The organism is Niabella pedocola (genome assembly GCF_021044425.1).
In the GTDB taxonomy this organism is placed as follows: Bacteria; Bacteroidota; Bacteroidia; order Chitinophagales; family Chitinophagaceae; genus Niabella; species Niabella pedocola.
This window is the reverse complement of the sequence record NZ_JAJNEC010000004.1, coordinates 144,396-168,918: the sequence shown is the minus strand read 5'-3', so window position 1 is coordinate 168,918 and position 24,523 is coordinate 144,396. Positions and strand designations below refer to the sequence as shown.

General features: G+C 46.8%; 26 protein-coding genes. 16 read left to right on the top strand and 10 right to left on the bottom strand.

Going from position 1 to position 24,523, the window contains the following annotated elements:
- Nucleotides 1-85 precede the first annotated feature (85 nt).
- The 3 genes from LQ567_RS04575 to LQ567_RS04565 all read left to right on the top strand — a co-directional run bounded on the left by LQ567_RS04575 (nucleotide 86) and on the right by LQ567_RS04565 (nucleotide 3,850).
- On the top strand, nucleotides 86-994 hold the full coding sequence (locus LQ567_RS04575; RefSeq protein ID WP_231002928.1) for a hypothetical protein: 909 nt from the start codon (nucleotides 86-88) through the stop codon (nucleotides 992-994).
- A 116-nt stretch (nucleotides 995-1,110) separates the two neighbouring features.
- Nucleotides 1,111-2,475, top strand: coding sequence for an FHA domain-containing serine/threonine-protein kinase (locus LQ567_RS04570; RefSeq protein ID WP_231002927.1), 1,365 nt, complete (start codon nucleotides 1,111-1,113; stop codon nucleotides 2,473-2,475).
- A 157-nt stretch (nucleotides 2,476-2,632) separates the two neighbouring features.
- Nucleotides 2,633-3,850, top strand: a complete 1,218-nt coding sequence (locus LQ567_RS04565) for a hypothetical protein (protein WP_231002926.1) — start codon at nucleotides 2,633-2,635, stop codon at nucleotides 3,848-3,850.
- A gap of 46 nt (nucleotides 3,851-3,896) precedes the next feature.
- On the opposite strand, the gene panD is transcribed toward LQ567_RS04565, so the two are convergent.
- Nucleotides 3,897-4,241 carry an aspartate 1-decarboxylase gene (gene panD / locus LQ567_RS04560; RefSeq protein ID WP_231002925.1) on the bottom strand — a complete coding sequence of 115 codons (345 nt, stop codon included), beginning with the start codon at nucleotides 4,239-4,241 and terminating at the stop codon, nucleotides 3,897-3,899.
- A 337-nt stretch (nucleotides 4,242-4,578) separates the two neighbouring features.
- Between panD and LQ567_RS04555 the strand changes: the two genes are divergently transcribed.
- The 3 genes from LQ567_RS04555 to LQ567_RS04545 all read left to right on the top strand — a co-directional run bounded on the left by LQ567_RS04555 (nucleotide 4,579) and on the right by LQ567_RS04545 (nucleotide 7,431).
- The gene (locus LQ567_RS04555) at nucleotides 4,579-6,573 is read left to right on the top strand and encodes an SH3 domain-containing protein (protein ID WP_231002924.1); all 1,995 of its coding nucleotides are present in this window, start codon (nucleotides 4,579-4,581) and stop codon (nucleotides 6,571-6,573) included.
- Between the two features lie 160 nt (nucleotides 6,574-6,733).
- On the top strand, nucleotides 6,734-6,991 hold the full coding sequence (locus LQ567_RS04550; protein WP_231002923.1) for a DUF6364 family protein: 258 nt from the start codon (nucleotides 6,734-6,736) through the stop codon (nucleotides 6,989-6,991).
- An 8-nt stretch (nucleotides 6,992-6,999) separates the two neighbouring features.
- Nucleotides 7,000-7,431, top strand: coding sequence for a type II toxin-antitoxin system VapC family toxin (locus tag LQ567_RS04545; protein ID WP_231002922.1), 432 nt, complete (start codon nucleotides 7,000-7,002; stop codon nucleotides 7,429-7,431).
- Here LQ567_RS04545 and LQ567_RS04540 read toward each other — a convergent pair.
- Both LQ567_RS04540 and fmt read right to left on the bottom strand, forming a co-directional pair.
- Nucleotides 7,422-7,685, bottom strand: a complete 264-nt coding sequence (locus LQ567_RS04540) for a hypothetical protein (RefSeq protein ID WP_231002921.1) — start codon at nucleotides 7,683-7,685, stop codon at nucleotides 7,422-7,424. The genes LQ567_RS04545 and LQ567_RS04540 overlap by 10 nt on opposite strands.
- Before the next feature lie 126 nt (nucleotides 7,686-7,811).
- The gene (fmt, locus tag LQ567_RS04535) at nucleotides 7,812-8,756 is read right to left on the bottom strand and encodes a methionyl-tRNA formyltransferase (RefSeq protein ID WP_231002920.1); all 945 of its coding nucleotides are present in this window, start codon (nucleotides 8,754-8,756) and stop codon (nucleotides 7,812-7,814) included.
- Nucleotides 8,757-8,891: 135 nt separating this feature from the next.
- Here fmt and LQ567_RS04530 point away from each other — a divergent pair, with 135 nt between their 5' ends.
- The 4 genes from LQ567_RS04530 (at nucleotide 8,892) to LQ567_RS04515 (ending at nucleotide 12,630) form a co-directional block, all read left to right on the top strand.
- Nucleotides 8,892-9,500 carry a DinB family protein gene (locus LQ567_RS04530; protein ID WP_231002919.1) on the top strand — a complete coding sequence of 203 codons (609 nt, stop codon included), beginning with the start codon at nucleotides 8,892-8,894 and terminating at the stop codon, nucleotides 9,498-9,500.
- A gap of 104 nt (nucleotides 9,501-9,604) precedes the next feature.
- On the top strand, nucleotides 9,605-10,060 hold the full coding sequence (locus LQ567_RS04525) for an FKBP-type peptidyl-prolyl cis-trans isomerase (protein ID WP_231002918.1): 456 nt from the start codon (nucleotides 9,605-9,607) through the stop codon (nucleotides 10,058-10,060).
- Nucleotides 10,061-10,216: 156 nt separating this feature from the next.
- Complete coding sequence (pepT, locus tag LQ567_RS04520; protein WP_231002917.1) at nucleotides 10,217-11,464, top strand: peptidase T; 1,248 nt, start codon at nucleotides 10,217-10,219, stop codon at nucleotides 11,462-11,464.
- Nucleotides 11,465-11,682: 218 nt separating this feature from the next.
- Nucleotides 11,683-12,630: an SPFH domain-containing protein gene (locus tag LQ567_RS04515; protein WP_231002916.1), complete on the top strand. Its 948-nt coding sequence runs from the start codon at nucleotides 11,683-11,685 to the stop codon at nucleotides 12,628-12,630.
- A gap of 21 nt (nucleotides 12,631-12,651) precedes the next feature.
- Here the strand turns inward: LQ567_RS04515 and prmC are convergent, their stop codons facing one another.
- Complete coding sequence (gene prmC, locus LQ567_RS04510) at nucleotides 12,652-13,512, bottom strand: peptide chain release factor N(5)-glutamine methyltransferase (RefSeq protein WP_231002915.1); 861 nt, start codon at nucleotides 13,510-13,512, stop codon at nucleotides 12,652-12,654.
- 32 nt (nucleotides 13,513-13,544) lie between these two features.
- Between prmC and ribD the strand changes: the two genes are divergently transcribed.
- A complete protein-coding gene (gene ribD, locus LQ567_RS04505; RefSeq protein ID WP_231002914.1) occupies nucleotides 13,545-14,606 on the top strand; it encodes a bifunctional diaminohydroxyphosphoribosylaminopyrimidine deaminase/5-amino-6-(5-phosphoribosylamino)uracil reductase RibD in 1,062 nt (353 codons plus the stop codon).
- A 1-nt stretch (nucleotide 14,607) separates the two neighbouring features.
- Nucleotides 14,608-15,225: an IMPACT family protein gene (locus LQ567_RS04500; protein ID WP_231002913.1), complete on the top strand. Its 618-nt coding sequence runs from the start codon at nucleotides 14,608-14,610 to the stop codon at nucleotides 15,223-15,225.
- A 119-nt stretch (nucleotides 15,226-15,344) separates the two neighbouring features.
- Here the strand turns inward: LQ567_RS04500 and LQ567_RS04495 are convergent, their stop codons facing one another.
- Nucleotides 15,345-16,454, bottom strand: a complete 1,110-nt coding sequence (locus LQ567_RS04495) for a lactonase family protein (protein ID WP_231002912.1) — start codon at nucleotides 16,452-16,454, stop codon at nucleotides 15,345-15,347.
- Nucleotides 16,455-16,639: 185 nt separating this feature from the next.
- On the opposite strand from LQ567_RS04495, the gene LQ567_RS04490 reads away from it, so the two are divergent.
- Complete coding sequence (locus tag LQ567_RS04490) at nucleotides 16,640-17,098, top strand: hypothetical protein (protein ID WP_231002911.1); 459 nt, start codon at nucleotides 16,640-16,642, stop codon at nucleotides 17,096-17,098.
- 368 nt (nucleotides 17,099-17,466) lie between these two features.
- A complete protein-coding gene (locus LQ567_RS04485; protein WP_231002910.1) occupies nucleotides 17,467-18,045 on the top strand; it encodes a dihydrofolate reductase family protein in 579 nt (192 codons plus the stop codon).
- 145 nt (nucleotides 18,046-18,190) lie between these two features.
- Here the strand turns inward: LQ567_RS04485 and eco are convergent, their stop codons facing one another.
- From eco to LQ567_RS04470, 3 genes are all read right to left on the bottom strand, one after another.
- Nucleotides 18,191-18,700: a serine protease inhibitor ecotin gene (eco, locus tag LQ567_RS04480; RefSeq protein WP_231002909.1), complete on the bottom strand. Its 510-nt coding sequence runs from the start codon at nucleotides 18,698-18,700 to the stop codon at nucleotides 18,191-18,193.
- A 151-nt stretch (nucleotides 18,701-18,851) separates the two neighbouring features.
- Nucleotides 18,852-20,060 carry a sterol desaturase family protein gene (locus LQ567_RS04475; RefSeq protein ID WP_231002908.1) on the bottom strand — a complete coding sequence of 403 codons (1,209 nt, stop codon included), beginning with the start codon at nucleotides 20,058-20,060 and terminating at the stop codon, nucleotides 18,852-18,854.
- A gap of 12 nt (nucleotides 20,061-20,072) precedes the next feature.
- Entirely contained in the window at nucleotides 20,073-20,348 is a 276-nt protein-coding gene (locus LQ567_RS04470; RefSeq protein ID WP_231002907.1) for a hypothetical protein, read from the bottom strand.
- A 320-nt stretch (nucleotides 20,349-20,668) separates the two neighbouring features.
- On the opposite strand from LQ567_RS04470, the gene LQ567_RS04465 reads away from it, so the two are divergent.
- Nucleotides 20,669-22,921 carry a Tex family protein gene (locus tag LQ567_RS04465; RefSeq protein ID WP_231002906.1) on the top strand — a complete coding sequence of 751 codons (2,253 nt, stop codon included), beginning with the start codon at nucleotides 20,669-20,671 and terminating at the stop codon, nucleotides 22,919-22,921.
- A 105-nt stretch (nucleotides 22,922-23,026) separates the two neighbouring features.
- Nucleotides 23,027-23,917: a subclass B3 metallo-beta-lactamase gene (gene bla, locus LQ567_RS04460; protein WP_231002905.1), complete on the top strand. Its 891-nt coding sequence runs from the start codon at nucleotides 23,027-23,029 to the stop codon at nucleotides 23,915-23,917.
- Here bla and LQ567_RS04455 read toward each other — a convergent pair.
- Both LQ567_RS04455 and LQ567_RS04450 read right to left on the bottom strand, forming a co-directional pair.
- Nucleotides 23,902-24,276, bottom strand: coding sequence for a hypothetical protein (locus tag LQ567_RS04455; RefSeq protein WP_231002904.1), 375 nt, complete (start codon nucleotides 24,274-24,276; stop codon nucleotides 23,902-23,904). The genes bla and LQ567_RS04455 overlap by 16 nt on opposite strands.
- Nucleotides 24,277-24,465 carry a hypothetical protein gene (locus LQ567_RS04450; protein WP_231002903.1) on the bottom strand — a complete coding sequence of 63 codons (189 nt, stop codon included), beginning with the start codon at nucleotides 24,463-24,465 and terminating at the stop codon, nucleotides 24,277-24,279.
- Nucleotides 24,466-24,523 lie beyond the last annotated feature (58 nt).

Genomic DNA, 24,523 nt, shown 5'->3' with positions numbered 1-24,523 from the left:
GTGATCGTATTCCGTTACACGCGTGTTCGGCAAAACGGCAGGAAAACGAATAACGGATGGCTGATAAAACATTTAATCCAACAATATGAATTGGTTTAAGAAAAAATTTGAACAATTTTCGGAGAAGCTCAATGCGGATGATACCTCCTTTGGATCGGTTGAAAAAAAGGGAGCCGCAGGAGCGGCCGCAAAAACACCGGCAACTCCGAAAACGCCGGAGCGGGCAATCGCTTCCGCACGAGTGGATAATATAGAAGAGTTAAAAGAGATCACGCTGGGCGCCATATCCCAAACAGTACGGATGCTGGGGTATAGCAACACCGTGATTTCGGGGCTTGTATTTCATTCGGCATATAAGGATAATGCGATCGAAAATGTAGGACTGATGAGCCTGATGAAAGATCCGCAGTTTATAAACCGGATCAAGCGTGAATTTAAATCAAGAGGTATCGCCTATAAAGAAGAACTGGGGTTGGATGTGATCCATGAATCGCCCGATACGGCAAAAGTAACGGCCATTACCGACGGCATCGGGGTGGAAGTGCTGACGCCGAAAGACATACTGAAAAAGCGGAATGCACGGCTGGTAGCAACGGAAGGGATTACCTGGGAGCCTGAATACATCCTGGAGCCCAGTGGCAAACATTATTTCATCGGAAGGGGAAAGGATCCCAAAATTGAAAACGGTCCCAAGATCCATAATGATATTGCTTTTGTGGGAATTGAAGAAAAGAACGAAGAACAATACAAGATCAATAATTTTATTAGCCGTTCCAATGCAGCCATCGTATTCGACAAGGAAATCGGAGCCTATAAACTTTTTCGCTCGAAGTTTCTGAATAATCCGTCCAATAAGATCAAGGTGTTTAACGCATCGCTGGATGATTTTTCAGGTATCAGCCTGAGCAATGCAGCAGTACCACATATTTTAAAGAATGGTGACTCCATTTGTTTTAATGATACGATCGTGCTGGAATTTCAATTGCTGGACTAGATATGCGGGGCATGTAAATAATACGATAAGATTATCAGGAATCATTGAATAAGGAAAAATCGCATAGGAGTGAGCGGCAGATTGCCCCTTGGTCTTACGCGTAAAGCTCGAAAATAATGCAGGAATTAGCATCTAAATATGACATTCTTAAAGTAATTGGGCACGGTGGGTTTTCCGCGGTGTTTAAAGCCCGGAGTAAGGAAGACCCGGAGCATGTGGTGGCTTTAAAGCAGCTGGATTTTGTATTGGAGAATGAAGACGCTAAAGAATACCGCGACTTTAAGAATGAAGTAGAGATCCTGAAACGGCTGGATCATCCGAATATTGTAAAGATCTACGACGAGTATATACTGGATAACAAGCCCTCCCTGGAAATGGAATACGTGGATGGCGAAACGCTGGAGTCCATTATTCAGCGGGAAGGATATTTCTCCATCGAAGAAACCCTGGAGATGATTACGCAAATGGCATCGGCGCTGAGTTATTGCCATCATTATCATACCTATGATACGCCGCCACAGCATTGGCTTTCAGATTCGGTGATCATTAACCGGGATGCGATTATTCACAACGATATCAATCCCAAAAACATCATCCGTACAAAGAATGCGGATGGTGGTTACCGGTATGTACTCATCGATTTCGGCTTGTCGTTTGCAGATCCGGATGCCGTGCGGCATAGCAAAAAGGAAGATGGCATGGCCGAGTACAAGGCGCCGGAAAAATGGCGTGGCCAACTGGTAGATACGCCCTCTGATATTTACAGCCTGGGTATTGTGCTGTATGAGCTGTTGGTGGGGCAGGTGCCCTTTCCTGTGAAGGATTACAAACAAGCCAACGAGATGATTGCGCTGGAGGAAAAGCATAAGAGCGCGCCCGTGCCGGATATCTGCAGGAAACGGATGGAGGCCATTGAAAAAAAAGAAGGACAGCGCCCCGAAACCTGCGATATACCGGCCTGGCTGGAAATGCTGGTACGCCGCTGTCTTGAGAAAAATCCGCTCAGCCGTTTTAAAACGGGTAGGGAACTGAGCCAGTTCTTTTACAACGGACTGGATGGAAAGATCGAAACCCAGGAACGGCAGGCTGAGGTCATTGATATTGATCCATCCATGGGAGCAAAGAACGCGGGCGCCTATATCGAGGTAGAACCGAATATTCTTACAGAGGGGCAGCATTTTTTTATTAATAAAGACCTGGTCACTATCGGGCGGTGGAATGATCTTCCGGGAACAATTGCCGATTTCGGTATCCGGACTTCCGACCGGTTTATTTCAAAAAATCATTGTCAGATTGTCCGTAAGCCGGATGCAGCCGATGGATATAGGTACTTCTTGCAGGATAAGGCTCCCAGCAAGAATGGTACTTACTTCAATACCGAGAAAAATTCGATCCGATTATCGGATACCACAGAAGTGCTTTTGAAAGAAGGCGATTATTTCTGGATCGGCAATACCCGGTTGATTTTTCATCAGGGATAACAACGCCGCAAATTACAGGTAAGCCATTGTATCTGAATACAGTTTGGTAAACGCACGGGAATTGGCTGCAAAATTGCTATGATTATGATTGTTGGTGCTCTGCATACCCGCAGAAGCCAACAGATGCTTACTATTTAACCATCAATAATTGTAGCATATGAAAACAACGCTAATACTGCTGTTAACCCTGCTGTTAACGGGCATTTCAAAACAGGCCGCCGGCCAGTGTCCGTCCGGATCAAAAGTCTTTACCGCCAGCATTACCAGCATTGCTTCCGGGGAGGTTTATTGTGCAAGTAGTAATGTTACGGGAGTAACGGGACTTACAATTAATACCGGAGGCATATTAATTATACAACCGGGCATACATGTATCGGGAAGCGGACAGTTAACGGTGAACGGACAATTGAATATCCTGGATAAGGCTGCTTTTGAATACTCGGGTTCTGCAGTGCTTGGTGCATTCGGCTCGGGCGTTTCGAGTGCGATCAATTTGGAAAAATCGGCAGCACTTTCTTTTTCCGGTTCATTAACCGTAAATGATCCAACTTTTGGTCAAACCGGCAGTACAAGCACGGCCCATATAACACAGAAAGAAGGTAGCGTGGTAGAAATCTGTGCATCGTATGCGCAGAACGCTTCGGCTTTTCCGGGAGTAGTATACACGGGAAGCAATACTGATGGAAGGGCCTATTTTATTACCAAAGGGCCGGCTACAGGGAATGGTTTTTCCCGGGTTTCAGATCAGTCGCAGATCGATTGGATTGCTACCGGAGCGGTTGCCAACATCAACGAGGGCAATGCTACCTATTGCGGCCCTAACGCCACTGCTGCCACCTGCGCTTCCTGGCCGGCAGGCTTAAGTACCACCAGCTGTTTTAATGCTGTTACGATCACCGAATCCATTGCGTTGCCCGTACGGTTTGGATCCATTGCTGCTCAATTCAGGAGCGGACAATTAACAGTAGACTGGATTACCGTCAATGAAAATGGTAATGATCATTTTGAAGTAGAAGCGTCGGCTGATGGAACACATTTTATTAAGATAGGAGATGCGGTAAAGAGCAAGGCCGCCGATGGTCATTCCAGCGAGGCGTTTAGTTATAGCTTTACCTGGAAACCGTCGGCCACGACAGGCTTTTTGGGGATTTCAGCGATAAGCCTGGTTTTTTTGGGACTGACCGGCCGGAGAAGAAGATGGATGGCCGTACCACTGGTTTTTGTAGCAGTGCTGCTGACTGGTTTAAATGCCTGTAACAGAAGCGAACTTCAGGTAATCAATAACGGCGAAACCCCGTTATTTGTACGTATTAAACAGGTTAATAAAGACGGGAGCTTTGAATACAGCAAAATAGTAACCATTACCCGCATGTAAACTACAGTGTATAGATGCACCGAATAGAACCGGTGCTGTTTGTGGTTTACAGTTTATTGCCTTCTTTCGGAAATACGATCGTAGGCTGGTGCTTTTTGGCTTCTTCCAGCTCCATTAAGGCATAAGAAATAATAATTACCGGGTCGCCTACCTGCGCTTTGCGCGCCGCCGGACCGTTAAGACAAATGGTACCGGATCCTCTTTTCCCTTTGATCACATAGGTTTCCAGGCGTTCCCCGTTATGCACATTCACAACCTGAACCTTTTCATTTTCAATGAGGTTAGCCGCATCCATGAGGTCTTCATCAATGGTAATGCTACCCATATAATTGAGAAAAGCCTCCGTTACAACGGCTCTGTGGATCTTGGATTTAAAAACTTCTATAAACATAGGGGCGCAAAGGTACAATTTTCCAAAATATACGGACTTTCCTGCCGCAATATTCCTTTTGTTAACAAATTCTAAAGCTGTTTAGTTGTAAATATTATTGTAAATTCGTGCATTAGTAAGGATTTTTTTTAAGACACATCTTGAACACATGAAATCGTTTATTGTTACGGCCGGATTAATTTTATTAATGGGATCTGCCCAGGCGCAAAGAAAACTGACTGCTGTTGCTACTTCCCGTGGAACAGTAGTGGAGCACCGGGTTACTTCGGGGGAGTCATTAAAGTATTTAAGTACGAAATATGGGGTCTCTCTTTCTTCGTTAGCCAAAACTAACGGTATGAAAACCAGTCAGGATCTGAAGATCGGACAAACGGTAAAGGTTCCCGTAACGGCTGATAATCTGAATACCAAATCAAGAAAAGGCATCCCTGTTTATTACGAAGCGGGAGCAAAGGATAACTTAACCAGCATTAGCCGGAAATTTAACCGGGTGGATGTGAAAACACTGAAATCATGGAATAAATTACGGAAAGATGATGTTTCTAAAGGCCAGGATATTCTTGTAGGATATATGACCGACAATGCCGCCAAGAAAGAGCAGGCTGAAGCGCCCAAAGAAACCGTAAAAAACAGCAACACGGCTTTAAAGGCAGGTAAGAAAGTAACGGTAACCTCGGCGGTGAATATCCGCAAGGGCGCCAGCACCAATCAACCCGTTGTTGGTACTTTACAGAAAGATGAAGAAGTGACCATCGTTCGCATGGCGAACAGCGACTGGGCGGAAGTACGCACCAGCGGAGGTAAAAAAGGATACATGGCCACCCAGTTCCTGGAGCCGGCGGCAGCGCCACAACCTGTGGAGGAAAAGGAAACGGCCAAAAACAGCACTGATCTAAAGGCTGGCAGGAAAGTAACGGTAACCTCAGCGGTGAATATCCGCAAAGGCGCCAGTACGGGTCAGCCGGTTGTAGGCACTTTGCAGAAAGATGAAGTGGTGACCATCGTTCGCTTGGCGAACAGTGACTGGGCGGAAGTGCGCACCAGCGAGGGTAAAAAGGGATATATGGCTACCCAGTTTCTTGAGTCGGTAGCAGCAGCGCCTCAACCTGCTGAGGAAAAAGAAACCGCCCCAACCAGTATTGATTTGAAGGCGGGTGCGAAGGTAACGGTAACTGCTGCGGTAAATATCCGGAGGGCACCGGGAACAGATGAGCCGGTTATAGGCCGTGTTGAAAAAGATGAGGTGGTTACGGTAACCCGTAAGATCAATGACGAATGGGCGGCGATCCGCACGAGTGATGGTAAAAAAGGATATATGGCTTCGCAGTTTCTTGAAGCTGTGACTGAAAAACGTAAAGACGAGCAAAAAGAAGTAGCGCGAACCGAGGTGAAAAAGAATACAGGGCAAAAAGTAAAAGCGGCTACGGATACCTATATCAATATCCGCAAGGGACCGGGTACCGGTCAGCCCGTGGTGGCACAAGCGCAGAAAGATGAGATCCTCACGCTGGTGCGCCGGGTAAATGACGAGTGGGCTGAGGTACGCACCAAGGATGATGTAGAAGGGTATGCTGCTACGCAATACCTGGTTGACCCGTCTGCGGAACCGGCCGAGCGCCCGGTTGCAAAAAAAGAACAGCCTGCTGCAAAAGCCGAAAAACAAATGGCTATTGTAGGCTCTGGCATCAATATCCGCAAAGGGCCGGCCACCAACGAACCGATTGTAGGAAAGGCAGAGAATAGTGAAATGGTTACGGTAACGGGCGATACCAACAATGAGTGGGCTGCTATACGTACCGGTGAAGGAATAACCGGTTATATTGCTTCCCGTTTCCTGGGTACACCGGAACAGGCCGCCGCCCTGCAGGAGCAGAAGGACCGCGAGGCGAAAACGGAACCTGCACCCGAAGCGGTTGCTGTAAAAGAACCCGGAAAGCAATCTAAAGGAAAAACGTCAGCGTCCGTATCTTCCGCTCCTGTGGCAGATGTAACACCTCCTCCTGCCGGTTTTGATGAAACAGGATTCTTTAAAAATGCATATGAAATGCAGACGGGGGCAACCGCAACAACAGAGCGGTCTGTACATGCCGGGGTATTTAAAACGGATAAAGGCTGGGATGATGGAAAATATTATGCCCTGATCGATGATGTTCCTTCCGGAACGATCGTGAAACTGTCTAATCCAAAATCCAATACAACGATTTACGCAAAAGTACTGGGCGATATCAAAAGCCTGAAGCAGAAGAACGGACCAGCAGCCCGCATCAGTGATGCCGCCGCTACGGCGCTCCGGATCAATGCTTCGGATTTCGACGTAGTCGTATCCCATTAATGCCGGGAGGAATTTGTACAAATTTTTCTAAAACCGCAGTTGGCGAACCGGATCAATAGCCAGTGGCGCCCGCCGTGCGGGTGTCTGGTGTCGGGTGTTTAAATGAAAAATTTTTTATACGTATAAAAAATTTAACTTTGTCGTATAAAAAGAAACAACCATGGACGCCAAAGTTACTTTAAGCTTTAACCGTACGATTATTGAGGATGCAAAGGAGTATGCCGCTTCCCAGGGGTTAAGCCTATCCCGGCTCGTGGAATTGCTGTTGCAAAAAGTAATAACCACCGGTCAGCATCAGCATATTGAGCATATCCCCATCGAAGATTGGGTAAGCATGGTGGCTGAGGGGCCGGCTACTTACAATGCCAAACCGTTGGGCAAAAAACAAAAGGCCGCATATTATAAGCGCCATAAATAACGGCAGTGATGAAGTTGTTTATTGATGCGAATATCCTGGTAGCCGTGATCAACAAAGAATACCCGTTGTTTACCTATGCTTCCCGTGTTTTAAGCTGGGCAACGGCTAAAGGCCATTCATTAGTAACCACATCGGTTAGTTTGGCAATCACCTGTTATTTTGCAGAAAAGAAACATGGCAGCCGCTCTGCCAGGGATCGCATCGGGTTACTGGCTGCTCATTTTTCCATTGCGGACTGTGGTACCAGGGAAGTACAACAAGCGGCAACAGATAAGCATGTGAATGATTTTGAGGATGGGCTGCAATATTTTGCCGCATATAATTCCGGCTGTACCCACATTATTACCGAAAACACGAAAGACTTTTATTTTTCGATTATTGATGTGCAAACTGCCAGTGATTTTTTAAAGCAACATTACAAAGGCGGAGGTCAGCGATAAAATAATCCAAAATAGAGGAGGAGCAGGATCAGCGCGTGAAGCAAGGCTACAAGGAAATAACTTCTTTGCATTGCGAATCCTTTAACAATATTGATGACTACCAACAGCGCGATCAGCACCATAAAAAAGACAAGAGCCGTGCTGCCGAGGCCCGGGGTGCCGTCGCCATGATCCGGACTTAATTTTACGAATGCGAAAACAATAACCGATGCAATGATATAAAAAGACAGGATCAGTGTGTATGTTCTTTTCATAGTAGGGCTTTTTAAAAATACAGCGTTGCTGCATGCCCATAATGCTGCAAACTTTATGCTAAACTAAAAAATGCATGTTATTTTCGGATTTCTGTTTACCGTATTATCTCCGGCAGAAGCACACTGTTATTTAAACTGGTAGCCGCGCAGGAAATCGGTGATCTTCATCCGTTTTTTCCCTTCCAGTTGTATTTCCTTTACATCCAGCAATCCGTCTGTACAGGCAAACGAAAGATATGTTTTTGCATCTGTTATATATTCTCCCGGTGGAACGGTGGGGGTTTCGCCTTTGGGCGTGGCGCTGAATACCTTTAGCTTTTTACCATTAAAAAAAGTAAAGGCCCCGGGGTAGGGCGAAAGGCCTCTGACCAGGTTATGTACCGCTGTAGCCGGTTGGTTAAAATTGATCTGGCAGGTTTCTGTAAAGATCTTTGGTGCATGGTGCAATATTTCCGTTGCGGGTACCTGCTGCGGCGTTTCCGTAAGCGTACCGTTGGCCAATCCCTGTACAGTTTTTACCAGCAGCTGTGCGCCTACCTCTTTCATAACATCGTGAACCGTTCCGGCAGTATCTTCTGCCCCGATGGGAAACCGGTCCTGTAGCAAAATATTACCGGTATCAATCTCGTGTTGCAGTTTAAAGGTAGTAACCCCGGTTTCCTTTTCGCCATTGATCACGGCCCAGTTAATAGGTGCCGCTCCCCGGTACTGTGGAAGTAAGGAACCATGAAGATTGATAGTTCCCATAGGCGGCATATTCCACACAATTTCCGGCAGCATCCGGAAGGCAACACATATCTGGAGGTCTGCTTTTAAATGCCGCAGCGCTTCAAGGAAGCCGGGGTCCCGGAGCTTCTCCGGTTGAAGCACCGGCAATTGATGTTCCACCGCATATTTCTTTACGGCACTCTGTTGTAATTCCATCCCTCTCCCGGCCGGTTTATCCGGGGCGGTGATGACTCCTACAACCGTACTCCCGGCCTGGATCAGCGCGTGGAGACTCGCTACCGCAAATTCCGGCGTTCCCATAAATACAATGCGTAAACTTTTTGCCTGTTCATTCAACATCATCCCGCAAAAATAACGGTAAATCGTCTATCTTTAGGTAGCCAAACCGGCAGGGAGATCGTTCCTTGTTCTTCTGGCAAAGGATCCCAAGCCGGCTTGTTATATGTTTCTTCCTCTTAATCACCTAAAACTTATTTTATGAAACAGGTATTCCTGGGTTTATTTTGTATCCTGGCCAGCAGCTTTGCGGGCCCTGAAAAAAGTGAGATCACACCGGCGGACCGGAAGTTTGCGATCGATTATTATCTGAAAACAAAACAGCGGTTGCTTAACGACGTGCAACAGCTAACGGACGCACAACTGAATTACAAACCAGATTCCTCGAGGTGGTCGGTTGCGCAATGCATCGAGCACATTGCATTAGCCGAAAACGGAATATGGCAATGGTGTATGATGACGCTTAAAAACGATTCTGCAACGCTGATAAAGCCCGGGACGCCTGTTACCAATGAGCAACTGATTGCAGCGGTAACCGACCGGTCGAAAAAGGCGCAGGCCCCGGAGGTTTTAAGACCCGGCAACCAATTTTCCGGTGCAAAGGAGGCGCTGGCAGCTTATCTTTCAAAAAGGGATTCCACGATCCAGTTCCTGAAATCAACACAGGAGCCATTGGAAACGCATTATATGCAAACGCCGGCAGGCACACTCAGTGTTTTTCAGGGATTATTGTTGCTGGCAGCACACAGCGAGCGGCACACATTGCAGATAGAGGAGCTCATGAAAAGCCCCGGTTTTCCCCGGAAATAACAGCCGGAAGCCTGGGATCTCAAATTATAGCACCAGCATCATGGCATCTGCATAAAAAAGCCTACCTTGCCCACAAATAAGTTTATTCATTTTAAATTCAATCAATGCAACAAGCGAAAAAAGGCGATAAAGTAAAGGTGCACTACCACGGAAAACTGACCACGGGAGAAACATTCGATTCTTCTGAGGGCCGGGATCCTCTGCCGTTTGAGATTGGGAGCGGTATGGTGATCAAAGGTTTTGATGACGGAGTAACCGGTATGGCCGTTGGTGATAAAAAAACCATTACAATCCCTGCAGAAGAGGCTTATGGAGCGGTAAACCCGGATATGATCATCGAAATGCCCAAGGACCGTCTTCCACAGGATATGGAAGTGGAAGTGGGAATGCCACTGGTAATGAGTGATCCCCAGGGACAGCAATTTCAGGTAACAGTAAAAGAAATTACCGATGACAAAATTGTTCTGGATGCCAATCACCCGCTTGCAGGGAAAGACCTTGTTTTTGACCTGGAACTGGTAGAAATAGAAGGCGGAAGCCCGTTGATCATCATGCCTTAAAAATAACGGAAGATCATTTAGATAAAAGCAGCTTTCCGGGCTGCTTTTATATTTATTTTTATATCTTATATTTTTCATAGTATATTGATAATGTTCTTGTTGCTTTGATGAATGTTGAATTTTTGGTTATCTTTGTGCTTCACTGAATTATTGATCATGACCTATCATTTTACGGTTTCTGACCGTTTTTTAAAGTATGTAACGATTGACACCCAAAGCGATCCCCAATCAGATACGGTACCTTCTACTGCCCGGCAAAAAGACTTAAGCAAAATCCTGGTTGAAGAATTACTGGCGATGGGTGTAAAGGACGCAGCCCTGGATGATTTTGGCTACGTATATGCTTCCATACCCTCAAATACCGATAAAAAGGTTCCTGTGATCTGTTTTTGCAGTCATGTTGATACCTCGTCTGATTGTTCAGGTAAAGGGGTAAAACCTATTGTGCATTATGATTATGATTGCAGAGATATTGTATTACCCGATGATCCTGCCCAGGTGATCCGGCCGGGAGATCATCCTTATTTAAAAACAAAACGGGGAGAAGACATCATAACGGCATCCGGTACCACGCTTTTGGGTGCAGACGATAAAGCCGGCGTGGCCATCATTATGGACCTGGCACATTACCTCACAACCCATCCCGACGTAAAACATGGAACCATTAAAATACTGTTTACCCCCGATGAAGAGATCGGGCGTGGGGTGGATCATGTTGACCTGGAAAGGCTGGGGGCCGATTTTGGATATACGCTTGATGGCGGCGAAAGAGGCAGCTATACAGACGAGACGTTTAGTGCCAACGGGGTTACCATCCATTTTTATGGAAACAGCATCCATCCGGGCTATGCTAAGGATAAACTTATTAATGCGATAAAAATTGCCGGAACCTTCCTTGAGCTATTGCCAAAGGATGGCTTTAGTCCCGAAACCACGGAGGATCGGGAGGGATTTGTGCACCCGGTTCACATGGAAGGTGGGGCGGAAAAGGCCTCGCTGAGTTTTATTATCCGGGATTTCGAAACTTCAAAACTAAAATTGCACGAGGCCCGGCTGGAGCAATTTGCAAAACAGGCAACCGGCCGATACCCCGGCAGCCGGTATGAATTTGAAAGCAGGGAACAGTACCGCAATATGAAAGAAGTCGTTGATCAACACCCCGAAATTGGCGAGTATGTAAAGATTGCGATGGAACGAAGCGGTGTTACATTTAAAAAAAGCAGCGCACGGGGCGGTACAGATGGTTCGCGGTTATCTTTTATGGGCATCCCGTTCCCGGATATTTTTACAGGGGAGATGGCTTTTCATGGCAAACATGAGTATGTAAGTATCCAGGATATGCAAAAGTCTGTAGAAACATTGGTTCACCTGGTACAGGTTTGGGAAGAAAAAACGGATTCCTGATTCTTCTTTGTTAATGACAACATGTACGGATGTATTCAGTTTAAGGTAATGCCATTTGTGTTTAAAACGAACGCGCCGGTTAATGCAGGCCAGGTTTAATAAAAAACGGCTTGGATTATCCTCATAGCTTTATTGCGGACAACTTCCCGGATTTGGGGGTAAAATGCATGATTCTGCATGTGGGTTAATACGTACCTTTATAAAAATAAATGATTGTTATGGAATTTATTACAAACTTTTGGTGGGTGCTTGTGATACTGCTTATAATAGCAAGCGGGTTATTTACCATCAACCAGGGATATATTGGTGTTATCACGATGTTTGGCAGGTACCGTCGCATTGTAGGGCCTGGTTTGCACCTTAAAATTCCTTTTCTCGAAAAAGTGATGAAGCGGATCTCGATCCAGAACCGTTCGGTTGAATTGGAATTTCAGGCCGTAACACAAGATCAGGCAAATGTTTATTTTAAGAGCATGCTGCTTTATTCGGTGCAAAATGAATCGGAAGATACCATCAAAAAGGTTGCCTTTAAGTTTATTGGAGACCGGGATCTGATGCAGGCGCTGATACGTACGATTGAAGGAAATATCCGTTCATTTGTAGCCACTAAAAAACAGGCAGAGGTATTGGGGCTGCGCCGTGAAATTGTACAGTATGTAAAAGTGGAAATTGATCATACGCTTGAAGAGTGGGGCTATCACCTGCTGGATCTGCAGATCAATGATATCACCTTTGATAAAATGATCCTGGACTCTATGAGCAAGGTGGTGGCCAGCAATAACCTCAAGGCCGCCGCTGAAAATGAAGGCCAGGCATTACTGATCACCAAAACCAAATCGGCCGAGGCGGAAGGAAATGCGATCAAGATCAGCGCCGAGGCAGAGCGGGAAGCTGCGCGGCTGCGGGGGCAGGGGATCGCCTTATTCCGGGAAGAGGTGGCAAAAGGGCTGTCTTCTGCTGCAGTGGAGCTGCGCCAGGCTAACCTGGATACTAATTTTATCCTGTTCAGCATGTGGACGGAGGCCATCAAGAATTTTGCAGAATACGGCAAGGGTAACGTGATTTTCCTTGATGGCGGTACCGAAGGGATGGAACGCACAATGAAACAATTCCAGGGTATGATGATGCGTCCGTCCGGAACGGATGCTTTGAAAAGGGATCAGTAACAATAAACCTCACGGGGAAGTTTAACTTCCGTTGTTTGCAAAGGCAGCCATTACAAACCGCTGTTTTCCCTGCATATCTGTTTTAATTGACGCATGGAATCCTCCTGCTTCAAAAAGCTGCCGGGTTTCTGTTGCCAGTTTTTCATGCACTTCCAGGTAGATGCGGCCTCCGGGCGCAAGGATGGATGTTGCAGCTGCTGCTATTTTGCGGTAGAATAACAATGGATCCTCATCCGGCACAAATAGAGCGAGCCCCGGTTCATAGTCCAGTACATTTTTATGCATGGATGTTTTATCGGCAACGGGAATATAGGGCGGATTGCTTACCAGCACATCAACTATGGGTAGCTCCGGCCAGTTGGTTTCATTTAAAAAGTCAAGCTGTACCAACCGGATATCCACCTGATATCTCGCCGCATTCTTACGGGCCACCGCCAGTGCATCGGGGCTGATATCGCAGGCCGTAACCGTGGCCTCCGGAAGTTTCCGCTTCAGAATAATGGGGATGCAGCCGCTCCCGGTGCCAATATCCAGTATGCGTACGGAGGGCCGGCCCTGTTGTTCCCGGATGATGGTATCCACCAGTTCTTCAGTTTCCGGCCGGGGTATCAGCACCTGCTTATTTACAAAAAAGGCAATATCATAAAACCAGGCCTCGTTTAAAATATACTGGATAGGCTCGGCTTTCAACAGCCGTTTTTTAATATCCGCCAGCATGTTCAGCATGCAGGGATCGGGGTTGAAACGTTGGTTCCTGTTCGTACGCAGATCAAAACCCGTTAGACTTTCCACGGTCAGGTACCAGATCTGCTGCGCCTCATTTTCGGGATAAAGTACCTGCAAATCGCTTACAAAGCTTTTTTCTATGTTTTTTAAAGACATGCTGCAAACTTAATTCTTTTACTTTTGCAAAAATGGATACCGGAACACACGAAATCTATCTCCAACGTTGTTTTCAGCTGGCAAAGCTGGGCGCAGGAAATGTGGCCCCCAACCCAATGGTAGGTGCCGTGTTGGTGTATGAGAACCGTATCATTGGGGAAGGGTATCATCAGCAGTACGGAGAAGCGCATGCAGAAGTACACTGTATCCAGCATGCATTGGAGCAGCATGCCGGGCTTATTGAACAGTCAACTCTCTATGTATCGTTGGAGCCCTGTGCACATTACGGTAAAACGCCGCCCTGTGCAGACCTGATCATCCGGCACCGGATACCGAGAGTGGTGGTGGGCTGCCGCGATCATTTTGAAGCCGTGAATGGGAAAGGCATTGAAAAACTACGGAATGCGGGTGTGGAAGTAATTGAACAGATCGCCGCCCGGGAGGCCATAACGCTTAACAAGCGGTTTTTCACCTTTCACGGATTGAAACGGCCCTATATCATTTTAAAATGGGCACAGACAAGAGACGGCATCATGGCCTCCGGAAATGCGGAACGGTTAAAGATTTCCAATCCAGTAACCAACCGGTTGGTGCACCGGTGGCGGTCTGAGGAAGCGGCCATTATGGTTGGTGCCGGCACAGCTATGAAAGACGATCCCTTGCTCGATAACCGTCATTGGTTTGGAAAGGCGCCGCTGAAGATCGTACTATCCGGTTCCGGCAACTTGCCGGAGGAACTGAAGCTTTTTCACGCCGGGAATGAAACCTGGGTGTTCAACCGGGGGCAGACAAAGAAACTGGGGCGGGCCGCATGGATCAATGTAGAAAGCGACCACCTGATCAAAGGAATGCTGGATATCTTGTTTGAACGCCGGATCCAGAGCGTTTTTGTAGAAGGCGGTCGTCAGCTACTGCAATCCTTCGTGGATGCCGGCGTATGGGATGAAGCCAGAGTCATTACCAACACCGCTATGATCGCAGGCGGCGGATTGCGGGCGCCTTTGTTAAAGGAACAGGCGCTCCTGCAAACAAGCACGATCGATACCGATGAAATAACCGTTTATAAGAATATACATAATCAGTTTATAGTTTAAGATGGAGCAGGGGAACTACTATCAGACCATTGAAACCAGCGGACAGGCAGAATTTAAGGACCGGGGAAGCCGTTTTATTGCCATAGCCTATCCGCTTAAAAATACCGAAGAGTTTAAAAGAATACTGGCTGCTGTAAAGAAAGAACATCCCAAGGCCAACCATCATTGTTTTGCCTATCGCCTGGGAACGGATGGCAATACCTTCCGCGTAAGCGACGCCGGGGAACCATCCGGAACAGCGGGCAGACCTATATTGGGGCAGATCGATAGCCGGCAGGTAACGGATGCACTGATCATTGTGGTGCGCTATTTTGGCGGAACGCTGTTGGGGGTTCCGGGGCTCATCAATGCCTATAAATCTGCAGCAGCCATGGCATTACAGGTAACGCATCTGGTACGCAAACCCGTGCTGAAAACATTTCACCTTCAGTTTGATTATACCCAGCTTAACGAAGTGATGAATGTGGTAAAACAGTTTGACTGCACCATTATTAAACAGGAACTTCAGTTGTTTTGTGTAATGGATGTCGGTATCCCCAAGCATCGTTTAACAGAAACCGTTATGCGGCTGGAGGATATTAAGAACCTTGCATTAAAAGAGGTGATTGCAGCCGTCTGATAATCCCGGTTGTCTCCATCTTCAACGTCGGGCGCCTGGTCATTACGTCGTTACTTTATGAGCATATTCCGCTTGGCTGCTATTTAACAGCACCGGATTTGCCTTCAGTGTCGGCGGCGCTATTTTAGTACCCATTTTAAGGATACCGGGATGCCGGTTCGTATTTCTTTACCGGTAGGTTCCGGCATACCGGTTTCGGGATCGATTTTAAAAACAGTGATATTGTCGCTTTTCTGGTTAGCGGCGATCAGCCAGCGCCCGGAAGGATGAATGGTGAAATTCCGGGGGAAGTTGCCGTTGGTAGACTGGCTGCCCACAAAACGGATCTTACCGGTTTTGCGGTCTGTTTTATACACTTCAATAGTACTGTTACTGCGTTGGGATACATAAAGGAACTGACCGTTGGGGGAAAGATGGATGTCTGCGCCCGCGGCTTTTCCCTTTTCAGCGTTCAATGCATTTTCCGTTTGTAACAGTTGCAGCCTTCCTTTGCGGAGGGTATAAACGTTTACCGTACCAAACATTTCATCTACATTGTAAACAAACTTTTTGTTGGTTGAAATGACCATATGCCGGGGTCCGGCGCCGGGTGCTGTATGGATAAAAAATGCCTTTACGGTGTCCACTTTGCCGGTTGTTGCGTTGAAAGGATAAGTTACAATTTTATCGGTGCCCAGGTCGCACACGAATAGAAACCGGTTATCGGGTGCGATGGTTGTACTATGAACGTGGGGGGCCTGTTGCCGCGAGCTGTCGGGTCCGCTGCCCTCATGTTTGATTACCTGCGAAAGGCTGCCGAGCGATCCATCTTTTTGAATATTGTAAATGGCAAAGCTGCCGCTGGAATAATTGGACACAAACAGCCATTTACCGCTCCGGTCAATTTCCAGGTAACAGGGATCGTCGCCCATGCTTTTTACGGAGTTCAGAAACGTCAGTTTGCCGGTGTTTGGATCAATGGCAAAAGCACTGATCCCTCCCTCAGGAGTTTCATTCACCGAATAAACAAACTGCCGGTTGGCTGCTATTACCTGATAAGAGGGGTTTGTCGTTGCTGTTTCACCGGCGATTTTCAGATCTCCCGTTTGCGGATCAAAGTCATAAATATAGATGCCTTTACTGCTGCTGTTTTGATGGGTATAGGTACCTACTACAAGATACTGGCCAAACGCAGCGTTCATGGTAGCCGCAAGTGATAGCATAAGCAATGCGAAAAAGAAGGATTTCATGTAAAAAATTGAAATGCAAAATTACGATAAGTTTTAAGGTTTGAGGCCGGGAATTTTATACCCAATTAGCCCGGCTGCTTTTATCTGTTTTTTAACAAACCTCGTGCAATTTTTATGACCGATCTGGCTTCTATATATCAAAGACATTCAATCACGAATATATAAACAATTAAACTTTAACTACCATGAAACGGATTCTTACATTTTCAATCGTATCGGTTTTAGCCGTTGTTGTTTTGGCGAGTTGTTCCAAACGGGATCATTGGCGGGACGATGACCGCCTTCAGAATGAGACCGCAATTACTGTTTATGTTTCCGAAGTGGGATCACCTTATTCAGTAGTCCGGATGGACTATGATGGTTCTTACGGTATTGTTTACAGTCAGGAAAAGGATAAATATTACTGGCCGGAGATCAATGATGTAATCTATGGTGATTTTTCGGTGGGAAGCGGCCGGACCCTGTACAACAAAACAGCCGGTTTCAATATCCGCTTAGAGGTTGATGAGTTCTTCGATTACAAGAACGATGCAATCAATGCCGTGATCCGGAGAGAAGACCAGGAAGGCTACGCAAAGGCGTTTAACAATTCAAAGATAAGTCTGCAAAGACGTACCGGAACGCCGATTCCTTCTGTTAAATAAATTTTTTAATTCGTTTCCTGGATAGGGCCGCTCAAACGAGCGGCCCTTTTTATGCCGGTAGGCTATAGCAAAAATACATGCGCTGATTAATGGTAGCAACCCTGATACGGGTATGTAAACCCCTGACAAGCGTTTCTGTGATACATAGGATGTGCTGTAATGTAGTATTCTGGCGGACGGGCGAAATAATCTATTCAGATGACTACAAATTTACTGAATCATCAGCAAACCGCTATTTGTCGGAAATACCCACTATTTGTCGGAATTGCCCAATGCTATTACCAATTATTTTTATGAGATTTGTATCCCAAACAAAACGGTCATTTTAAATAGCATTTATTAACAACCTAAATTCAAACAGAATCAATATGTCAGGAATCGTATTATTCATGCATACATCGCTCGATGGTTTTGCTGCCGGTACAAAAGGGGAAATGGATTGGATCCATGTAGATCAGGAGATTTTTGATTTTGGAGCGGAACGGATCACAAAAACCAACACGGCGCTGTATGGAAGGGTTACCTTTCAGATGATGGAAAGCTACTGGCCAACGGCAGCGGAGCAGCCGGGAGCCAGTAAACATGATAAGGAACATGCTGCCTGGTATAAGAGCGCGCATAAGGTGGTATTGTCAAACACACTGGATCCGGCAACACTCACCAATACAACGGTGATTGGAAAAGATTATGCCGCAGCAATCCGTAAACTGAAAGAAGAAACCACTGGTGAAATCTTGTTATTTGGAAGTCCTACCACGGCGCATGCCCTGCTGGCCGAAAACCTGATCGATGAGTGCTGGCTTTTCGTTAATCCGGTATTGTTAGGTGAAGGCATCCCTGTTTTTAAAGGTATTCAACAAAAACAGTCGTTAAAGTTGCTGAAAACGCATGTGTTTAGTTCCGGTGTGGTTTGTCTTCACCACGAACTGCTCCATGAAAATAAATGAGTGAAAAGAAACGGGTAAAAGTAATCGCGCTTTCGCACCTTCCAATTCAGGAGTATCATTCTTCTGTGAATCGACATAACATAAAGCAGCCGTCCCTTTATTTGAGACGGCTGCTTTTATATTGGTTACTGCCTTATAAACGTGCTTATTTTACCGCCGCATCGGCGGTATTACCCGCGTTCCAGATCCGGTATTTTAATTCATAGCCGTCCGGAACAAATACAACTACCGGAAGTTTGCTGTTGTAGCGGAGTTGCTCTGGTTTGGCCCCAACAAATTTTTCTGTTTTTTTACCATCGGGGCATGCCATCATGGTAGATACCACCGTGCCGTTAGAAGAGAATTCATAGTAGGTATAGCCCCAGCCCTGAACATCTTTTTCAACAATTTTGCCATTCAGCGAGCGGGTGTTACAGTCGGTTGGCAGTACCTTACCCGGTATCAGCTCCAGCTTAAGATCTGATTCCGATGCCCCTTTTTCCGATAAGAGGATCACATACCGCTTATATCCTTTTTTTTCTTTTGGAAAATGCTCCAGTTGTTTTTGTGCCGCTTCATTTCTTTCAACGGTATTTGCGGTTTTTTTGGTAGTACTGCAGGAGATCAGCGCCATTGCGAAGAATAAAAAGCCTGCTAATTGAAATTTTTTCATCATTACTGTTTTATGGTTAAACGATTGGTTTCCTGTTTGCAATATCCGGATGCGAAATCCTGTACGATTGCATAAAAGTCAGTACCCGCAAAACAGACCGGGGAAATACAGCAAAGGTTGCCTCCGTTTCATAATGATGATCCTGATCAAAAAATCAGGATGCAGGGTAGAGGGCGTAATAACGGCTTTTTAAACTTTGGTAATAGAGCAGGAGCACCAGCAGCAGACTGGTACTGCACAGCCATACATATTTGTTTGGAACCGTAACGCACAGGAACAGGCATAACAGCAGCAGGCGAATATATTCCAGCGGAAATACCCATTGCTTTTGTTCCAGCATGGCGCCGGTTGCAATAACACTAAGAAAAATAAAGACCGCGGCAATCAGCAATTGCAAGGGCTGTAAATAGTAAGAGAACAGTATTGTAAAGAACAGGATGGCCAACGTAAACGCCGTTTGCACGGAAATGGCTTTCAGTAATGGAGCGGAAGGGGCTGTTGGCTTTTTTTTGCGTTGGAATTTCCGTTCCAGTACAGGGCGGATCGATGCATCTACGGTATCCGGTTTGCCAAATAATAGTTTTATTTTATGAAGAAGGCCGGGGGCTCTTTTTACGGCAATGCAGAGCTCCATAAAAAAATGAAAATGCTGCCAAAGGAAACTGTGACTGTTGAGGGGCTGGGTAAGTCCGTAAACCGGCGTTTGGTCTTCCGCTTTAAAAGTGCCAAACAGTTTATCCCAGATGATCAGTACATCACCATAATTTTTGTCCAGGTATTCAGGATTGCTGCTGTGGTGTACCCGGTGATGAGAGGGGGTTACCAGAACATACTCCAGCCAGCCCAGCTTGCCGATAAGTTGGGTATGCGTAAAAAACGGATAAGCGCCATGGATAAGCAGGAGCAGGGTGATCATATGAGGCGGAAACCCGATCAGCGGCAGCACGCTCCAGAAAAGCCCGCGCAGCACCGATTGAAATACCGTGATACGGGCCGATACCGTGTAATTAAAATCTTCGCTTTGATGATGTACCACATGAGCGCTCCAGAACAGGTTTACCACATGTCCAAACCGGTGATACCAGTACCAAACCAGGTCCGTTACCAAAAAAAGAAGGATCCAGGTAAGCACTGTGGGCTGTATATCCAGCCAGGCATAATGCCGGTGGAGCCACAGAAATACGAAGAAGAAGGAACCGGAAGTAAGCAGGTCGCAAAGCCGTTCAGCAATGCCTACATTCAAATTGGCAATGGACTCCCTCCAGTGAAAAACGGGCCTATTCTTTTTTAACGCGTAACGGTATTCCAGCGCCATAAACAACAGGAACAGGGGCACAGCAAGTGCAATAAAATTAAGGTGCATTTGCGAGGCGTTTTAGTTCCGGGACAACAGGGCCGGGTCCCGGTTGATGATTGAATACCGGTAGGGCGCATGGATATTACGGGTAATGCCATTGATAAAATTACAGATATCATGAAAGCTGATACTGCCTTCAATATTCCATTCAATGCTCTGTTGATCGGAGGCAATGGCCCCCGACGAGCATTTTACACTGCGGGTATAAACCGCTTCTTTCAACAGCCGGACGAGTTGTATCAGGATAATGTCCGCGGCTTTCGGAACATTGATCAGGATGGAGTATGCCGCCATTTTTTTTGCTTTTAAGTGTTTATTAAATCGGCTCACCCTAACAGAACAAACACTCCGCAAACTACTTATTATCCACTAGTCTACTAAATTTATAGACAAATATATGGCAACATATGTAATCTGACAAGTCCGGTGGTTAGGAGGGGAGCATCTTTACGTTTTTTTAACCATTTCCGGGAAGGAACCATTGTGCCCCCGGGGCGCTTTTATGGCTTGCGGTTAAGGAGCCTGTGATAAACCCGTAAAAGCGGAGATTGTTATGCACAGCCCTTTGTTTCTTTAGCAGCACCACTTACATTTGCACCCCAACTATTTTTAAAATGGATACAAAATACATACATCAGATTGCGGCAGACCTGAACCTGCCCTTAAAGCAGGTAGGCAATGTGGGACAACTACATGCGGAAGGGGCTACCATCCCTTTCATCAGCCGTTACCGGAAAGAGGCCACCGGTAATATGGACGAAGTACAGGTGGGGAATGTGATTGATAAGATCCGTTACTATGACGAATTGGAAAAGCGGAAGGAAACGGTTTTGAAAACGATCGAGGCGGCGGGAAAGCTAACGCCTGAATTAAAAAACCGGATCGATGCCTGTATCAACGCCACCGAACTGGAGGATATTTACCTGCCCTACAAACCCAAGCGGAAAACCAAAGCCTCGATAGCTATTGAAAAAGGATTGGAGCCGCTGGCAGATCTGTTATGGGCCCAGGGAAATACACCTGTTGAGGAAGCGGCCGCGAAATTCCTGAATGAGCAGGTTGCGGATATTGCGGAGGCATTGCAGGGTGCCCGGGATATTGTGGCGGAACGTGTGGCAGAAAGTGAGCAGGCCCGTACCCTGGTGCGATCGATGTTTGAAGAAACATCCATGGTGGCATCCCGTGTGCTGACCACAAAAAAAGAAGAGGCCGATGCACAGAAATACCGCGATTATTTTGATTTTAAAGAACCGCTATCAAAATGTCCTTCACACCGGATCCTGGCCATTCGCCGTGGCGAAAAGGAAGGATTCCTGATTATGGATATCTCCATCGAGAAGGATTCAGCCATCGGGTCGTTAAAAAGCGAATTTGTTACCTCTTCGGGCGCGGCGGGCGGCCAGGTCGCATTGGCTGTTGAAGACGCTTATGCGCGGTTGCTGAAGCCTGCTATCGAAACCGAATTTCGGATGAGCAGCAAAACTTCCGCAGATGAAGAAGCCATCAACGTATTTGCTGAGAATCTGCGGCAGCTGTTACTGGCCTCACCGCTGGGACAAAAACGGGTGCTGGCCATTGATCCGGGTTTCAGAACCGGCTGCAAAGTGGTATGCCTGGATGAAAGCGGCACTTTTCTTAAATATGAAACCATATTTCCTCATGCACCGCAAAATGACTGGCGCGGTGCAACGGAGGCACTGAAGCGGTTGGCAAGCAAGTACGATATTGAGGCCATTGGTTATGGAAACGGAACGGCCAGTAAGGAAACGGAAAAACTGGTTAGGAGCATCGACTTCGGAAAACCCGTCTCCATCTTTATGGTGAATGAAAGTGGTGCTTCCATTTATTCTGCCAGCGAAGTGGCTCGGGAAGAATTTCCGGATGAAGATGTAACCGTACGCGGAGCCATCAGCATCGGACGCCGGTTGCTGGACCCGCTGAGTGAGCTGGTGAAAATTGATGCCAAAAGCATTGGGGTCGGTCAGTACCAGCACGATGTAAACCAGAACCGGTTAAAGGACAGCCTGGACCAGGTGGTGCAAAGCTGTGTGAACTATGTGGGCGTAGACGTAAATACCGCCAGTAAACACCTGCTGATGTATGTATCAGGCTTAACATCAACCACTGCAAAGAATATTGTAGAATACCGGGTAAAGAATGGCGCGTTCAAAAGCCGGGAAGAATTGCTGAAGGTATCGATGCTGGGCCCAAAGGCATTTGAACAATGTGCCGGGTTTTTACGCATCCCTAATGCATTCAACCCGCTGGACAATTCGGCAGTGCACCCCGAAAGTTACCCGGTGGTAGAAGCTATGGCGGGTAATTTAAACTGTACGGTGGGCGAATTGATCACAAAGCCCGAACTGCGAAAGGGAATCAGGGCCAGGGATTTTGTTACGGAAACAGTTGGACAATACACTATTGAAGATATCTTAAAGGAACTGGAAAAGCCGGGCCGTGATCCGCGGGAGGCGATTGAAGAATTCAGTTTTGCAGAGGGGCTTTCTGCAATCGAAGACCTGAAGCCGGGTATGAAGGTTCCGGGCATTGTAACCAATATTACTAATTTCGGAGCTTTTGTAGATGTAGGTGTAAAGCAGGATGGATTGGTGCATGTATCGCACCTGGCAAATAAATTTGTGAGCGATCCTAATGAGGTGGTAAAGCTGAATCAGAAAGTAATGGTATCCGTGTTGGAAGTAGATCCCGCGCGGAAGCGGATCTCGCTGAGTATGAAAGATGCGGCCGGCGAAGGCAAAACAAAACCGGCGGGCAATCAGCAGAAACAGCCGGCAAAAACAGCAGCTGCGGGCCGTAATAACTTCCAGTCGAGCCTGGATGCCCTACGGAAAAAGTTTGCTGATTGATGAAATCCTGATCCGGAAAGCGGCTATAAAACGAAAAAGCAGGTTGTTAAATAAGTTGATTTACGGCCTGCTTTTTGTCTTCCATGGTAAACCTGTTTAAGAAAAATGAAAAATAAAAGAAAGGCGTTGTTCCTGATCGGCATTGTGTGCTTCTTATTTATAACCACAAACCCCATTGCTGCACAGCGGGTCAGTGAGCCTAAAGATGTTCCGGCAGAATGGTCAGTGCCTTATCCGCCCTTCCGGATCGCCGGTAACCTGTACTATGTAGGCACCCGCGACCTGGCCTGCTACCTGCTTGTTACTTCTAAAGGAAATATACTCATCAATACCGGGCTGGCGGGATCACTACCTCTGATCAGAAAGAGCATTGAAACATTAGGTTTCCGGTTTAACGATATAAAGATCCTGCTCACCTCCCAGGTACATTATGATCATGTGGGTGCCATGGCGGCTATTAAGCGGTTAACCGGTGCACGCATGATGGTAAATGCGAAGGACGCACCTGTATTGTCAGATGGCGGCCGGTCTGACTATGAAATGGGCAAATACGGCGTGCAGTTTGAGCCGGTATCCGCCGACAGGTTATTGCATAACGGGGATACCATTACACTGGCCAATACCCATGTGATCCTGTTGCACCACCCGGGCCATACAAAAGGATCCAGCAGCTTCCTGGTCACGGTAAAAGATAATAACCGCTCCTACCGGATTTTGATCGCCAATATGCCTACCATTATTACGGAAAAGCGGCTGGATGCCATTCCGGCCTATCCGGGTATTGCGCAGGATTATGCCTATACATTGGATGCCTTGAAAAAGCAGTCGTTTGATCTTTGGGTAGCCGCACACGCCAGCCAGTTTAAGCTCCTGGAGAAGCATTTACCAGGCAGTCCGTACAATCCGGCATTATTCGCCGACCGGCAGGCGTATGATACGCTGGTAAGCGAATTGGACCGGGCCTACCGGGAAAAAATGCGTCAGGGCTCCCGGTAAGCAGAATCCCACCGCGGCTGATGAATACCGTAATAAAAGAAGGCTCCTGCAAAATAAGCCAGCACATCGCCCGCATCTCGGGTATAGGTTTTAGCAATGGCCGGCATGAGCCCTTCAAATACAACCGATGTATACAATGCCATAAAAACTAAATAGGAGCATGGAATCCGGTACGTTTCATTTTGCACAACAAAGACCCGTATGATCCGCAGGGCCACGTGTGCCACTAATGGCACAAATACAAAATCGGTGAGATAGCTGTTCAGGAAGGGAATGGGTGCACCTGCCCAACGGAAGCTATGAATCAGCCACCAGGCCAGGCCGTACCCCAGGAATAACGGGTCCAATAATCGTTTCATCTATAACGCGAAGGATACCGCAATCATAATTGCTGCAGATACAACCGTCAGTAATACCAGCACGATGGCGAAACCGGTGTGCTTCCCCAGTTTTATCATTGGGCTGTCTGTTTGTTTCACCGGCAGGATGTTTTCTCTCAGCTTCCGGTACAAGGATTTTTTTTCTTCCGCCGCAACAGGATCTTCCATGATGATTATTTTAGAACAAATGTACTAATTTTTCAGAATTAGATCAAATGTTCTAAAT

What these genes read in the sequence shown, in the direction of transcription:
- LQ567_RS04455 (WP_231002904.1), bottom strand. Translation starts at nt 24,276, where the DNA reads ATGAAACGATTATTGGACCCGTTATTCCTGGGGTACGGCCTGGCCTGG.
- LQ567_RS04555 (WP_231002924.1), top strand. Translation starts at nt 4,579, where the DNA reads ATGAAAACCAGTCAGGATCTGAAGATCGGACAAACGGTAAAGGTTCCC.
- LQ567_RS04465 (WP_231002906.1), top strand. Translation starts at nt 20,669, where the DNA reads ATGGATACAAAATACATACATCAGATTGCGGCAGACCTGAACCTGCCC.
- LQ567_RS04500 (WP_231002913.1), top strand. Translation starts at nt 14,608, where the DNA reads ATGGAGCAGGGGAACTACTATCAGACCATTGAAACCAGCGGACAGGCA.
- LQ567_RS04475 (WP_231002908.1), bottom strand. Translation starts at nt 20,060, where the DNA reads ATGCACCTTAATTTTATTGCACTTGCTGTGCCCCTGTTCCTGTTGTTT.
- LQ567_RS04525 (WP_231002918.1), top strand. Translation starts at nt 9,605, where the DNA reads ATGCAACAAGCGAAAAAAGGCGATAAAGTAAAGGTGCACTACCACGGA.
- LQ567_RS04490 (WP_231002911.1), top strand. Translation starts at nt 16,640, where the DNA reads ATGAAACGGATTCTTACATTTTCAATCGTATCGGTTTTAGCCGTTGTT.
- LQ567_RS04515 (WP_231002916.1), top strand. Translation starts at nt 11,683, where the DNA reads ATGGAATTTATTACAAACTTTTGGTGGGTGCTTGTGATACTGCTTATA.
- LQ567_RS04470 (WP_231002907.1), bottom strand. Translation starts at nt 20,348, where the DNA reads ATGGCGGCATACTCCATCCTGATCAATGTTCCGAAAGCCGCGGACATT.
- fmt (WP_231002920.1), bottom strand. Translation starts at nt 8,756, where the DNA reads ATGATGTTGAATGAACAGGCAAAAAGTTTACGCATTGTATTTATGGGA.
- bla (WP_231002905.1), top strand. Translation starts at nt 23,027, where the DNA reads ATGAAAAATAAAAGAAAGGCGTTGTTCCTGATCGGCATTGTGTGCTTC.
- LQ567_RS04565 (WP_231002926.1), top strand. Translation starts at nt 2,633, where the DNA reads ATGAAAACAACGCTAATACTGCTGTTAACCCTGCTGTTAACGGGCATT.
- panD (WP_231002925.1), bottom strand. Translation starts at nt 4,241, where the DNA reads ATGTTTATAGAAGTTTTTAAATCCAAGATCCACAGAGCCGTTGTAACG.
- prmC (WP_231002915.1), bottom strand. Translation starts at nt 13,512, where the DNA reads ATGTCTTTAAAAAACATAGAAAAAAGCTTTGTAAGCGATTTGCAGGTA.
- LQ567_RS04530 (WP_231002919.1), top strand. Translation starts at nt 8,892, where the DNA reads ATGAAACAGGTATTCCTGGGTTTATTTTGTATCCTGGCCAGCAGCTTT.
- LQ567_RS04545 (WP_231002922.1), top strand. Translation starts at nt 7,000, where the DNA reads ATGAAGTTGTTTATTGATGCGAATATCCTGGTAGCCGTGATCAACAAA.
- LQ567_RS04540 (WP_231002921.1), bottom strand. Translation starts at nt 7,685, where the DNA reads ATGAAAAGAACATACACACTGATCCTGTCTTTTTATATCATTGCATCG.
- LQ567_RS04575 (WP_231002928.1), top strand. Translation starts at nt 86, where the DNA reads ATGAATTGGTTTAAGAAAAAATTTGAACAATTTTCGGAGAAGCTCAAT.
- LQ567_RS04485 (WP_231002910.1), top strand. Translation starts at nt 17,467, where the DNA reads ATGTCAGGAATCGTATTATTCATGCATACATCGCTCGATGGTTTTGCT.
- LQ567_RS04450 (WP_231002903.1), bottom strand. Translation starts at nt 24,465, where the DNA reads ATGGAAGATCCTGTTGCGGCGGAAGAAAAAAAATCCTTGTACCGGAAG.
- LQ567_RS04550 (WP_231002923.1), top strand. Translation starts at nt 6,734, where the DNA reads ATGGACGCCAAAGTTACTTTAAGCTTTAACCGTACGATTATTGAGGAT.
- LQ567_RS04570 (WP_231002927.1), top strand. Translation starts at nt 1,111, where the DNA reads ATGCAGGAATTAGCATCTAAATATGACATTCTTAAAGTAATTGGGCAC.
- ribD (WP_231002914.1), top strand. Translation starts at nt 13,545, where the DNA reads ATGGATACCGGAACACACGAAATCTATCTCCAACGTTGTTTTCAGCTG.
- eco (WP_231002909.1), bottom strand. Translation starts at nt 18,700, where the DNA reads ATGATGAAAAAATTTCAATTAGCAGGCTTTTTATTCTTCGCAATGGCG.
- LQ567_RS04495 (WP_231002912.1), bottom strand. Translation starts at nt 16,454, where the DNA reads ATGAAATCCTTCTTTTTCGCATTGCTTATGCTATCACTTGCGGCTACC.
- pepT (WP_231002917.1), top strand. Translation starts at nt 10,217, where the DNA reads ATGACCTATCATTTTACGGTTTCTGACCGTTTTTTAAAGTATGTAACG.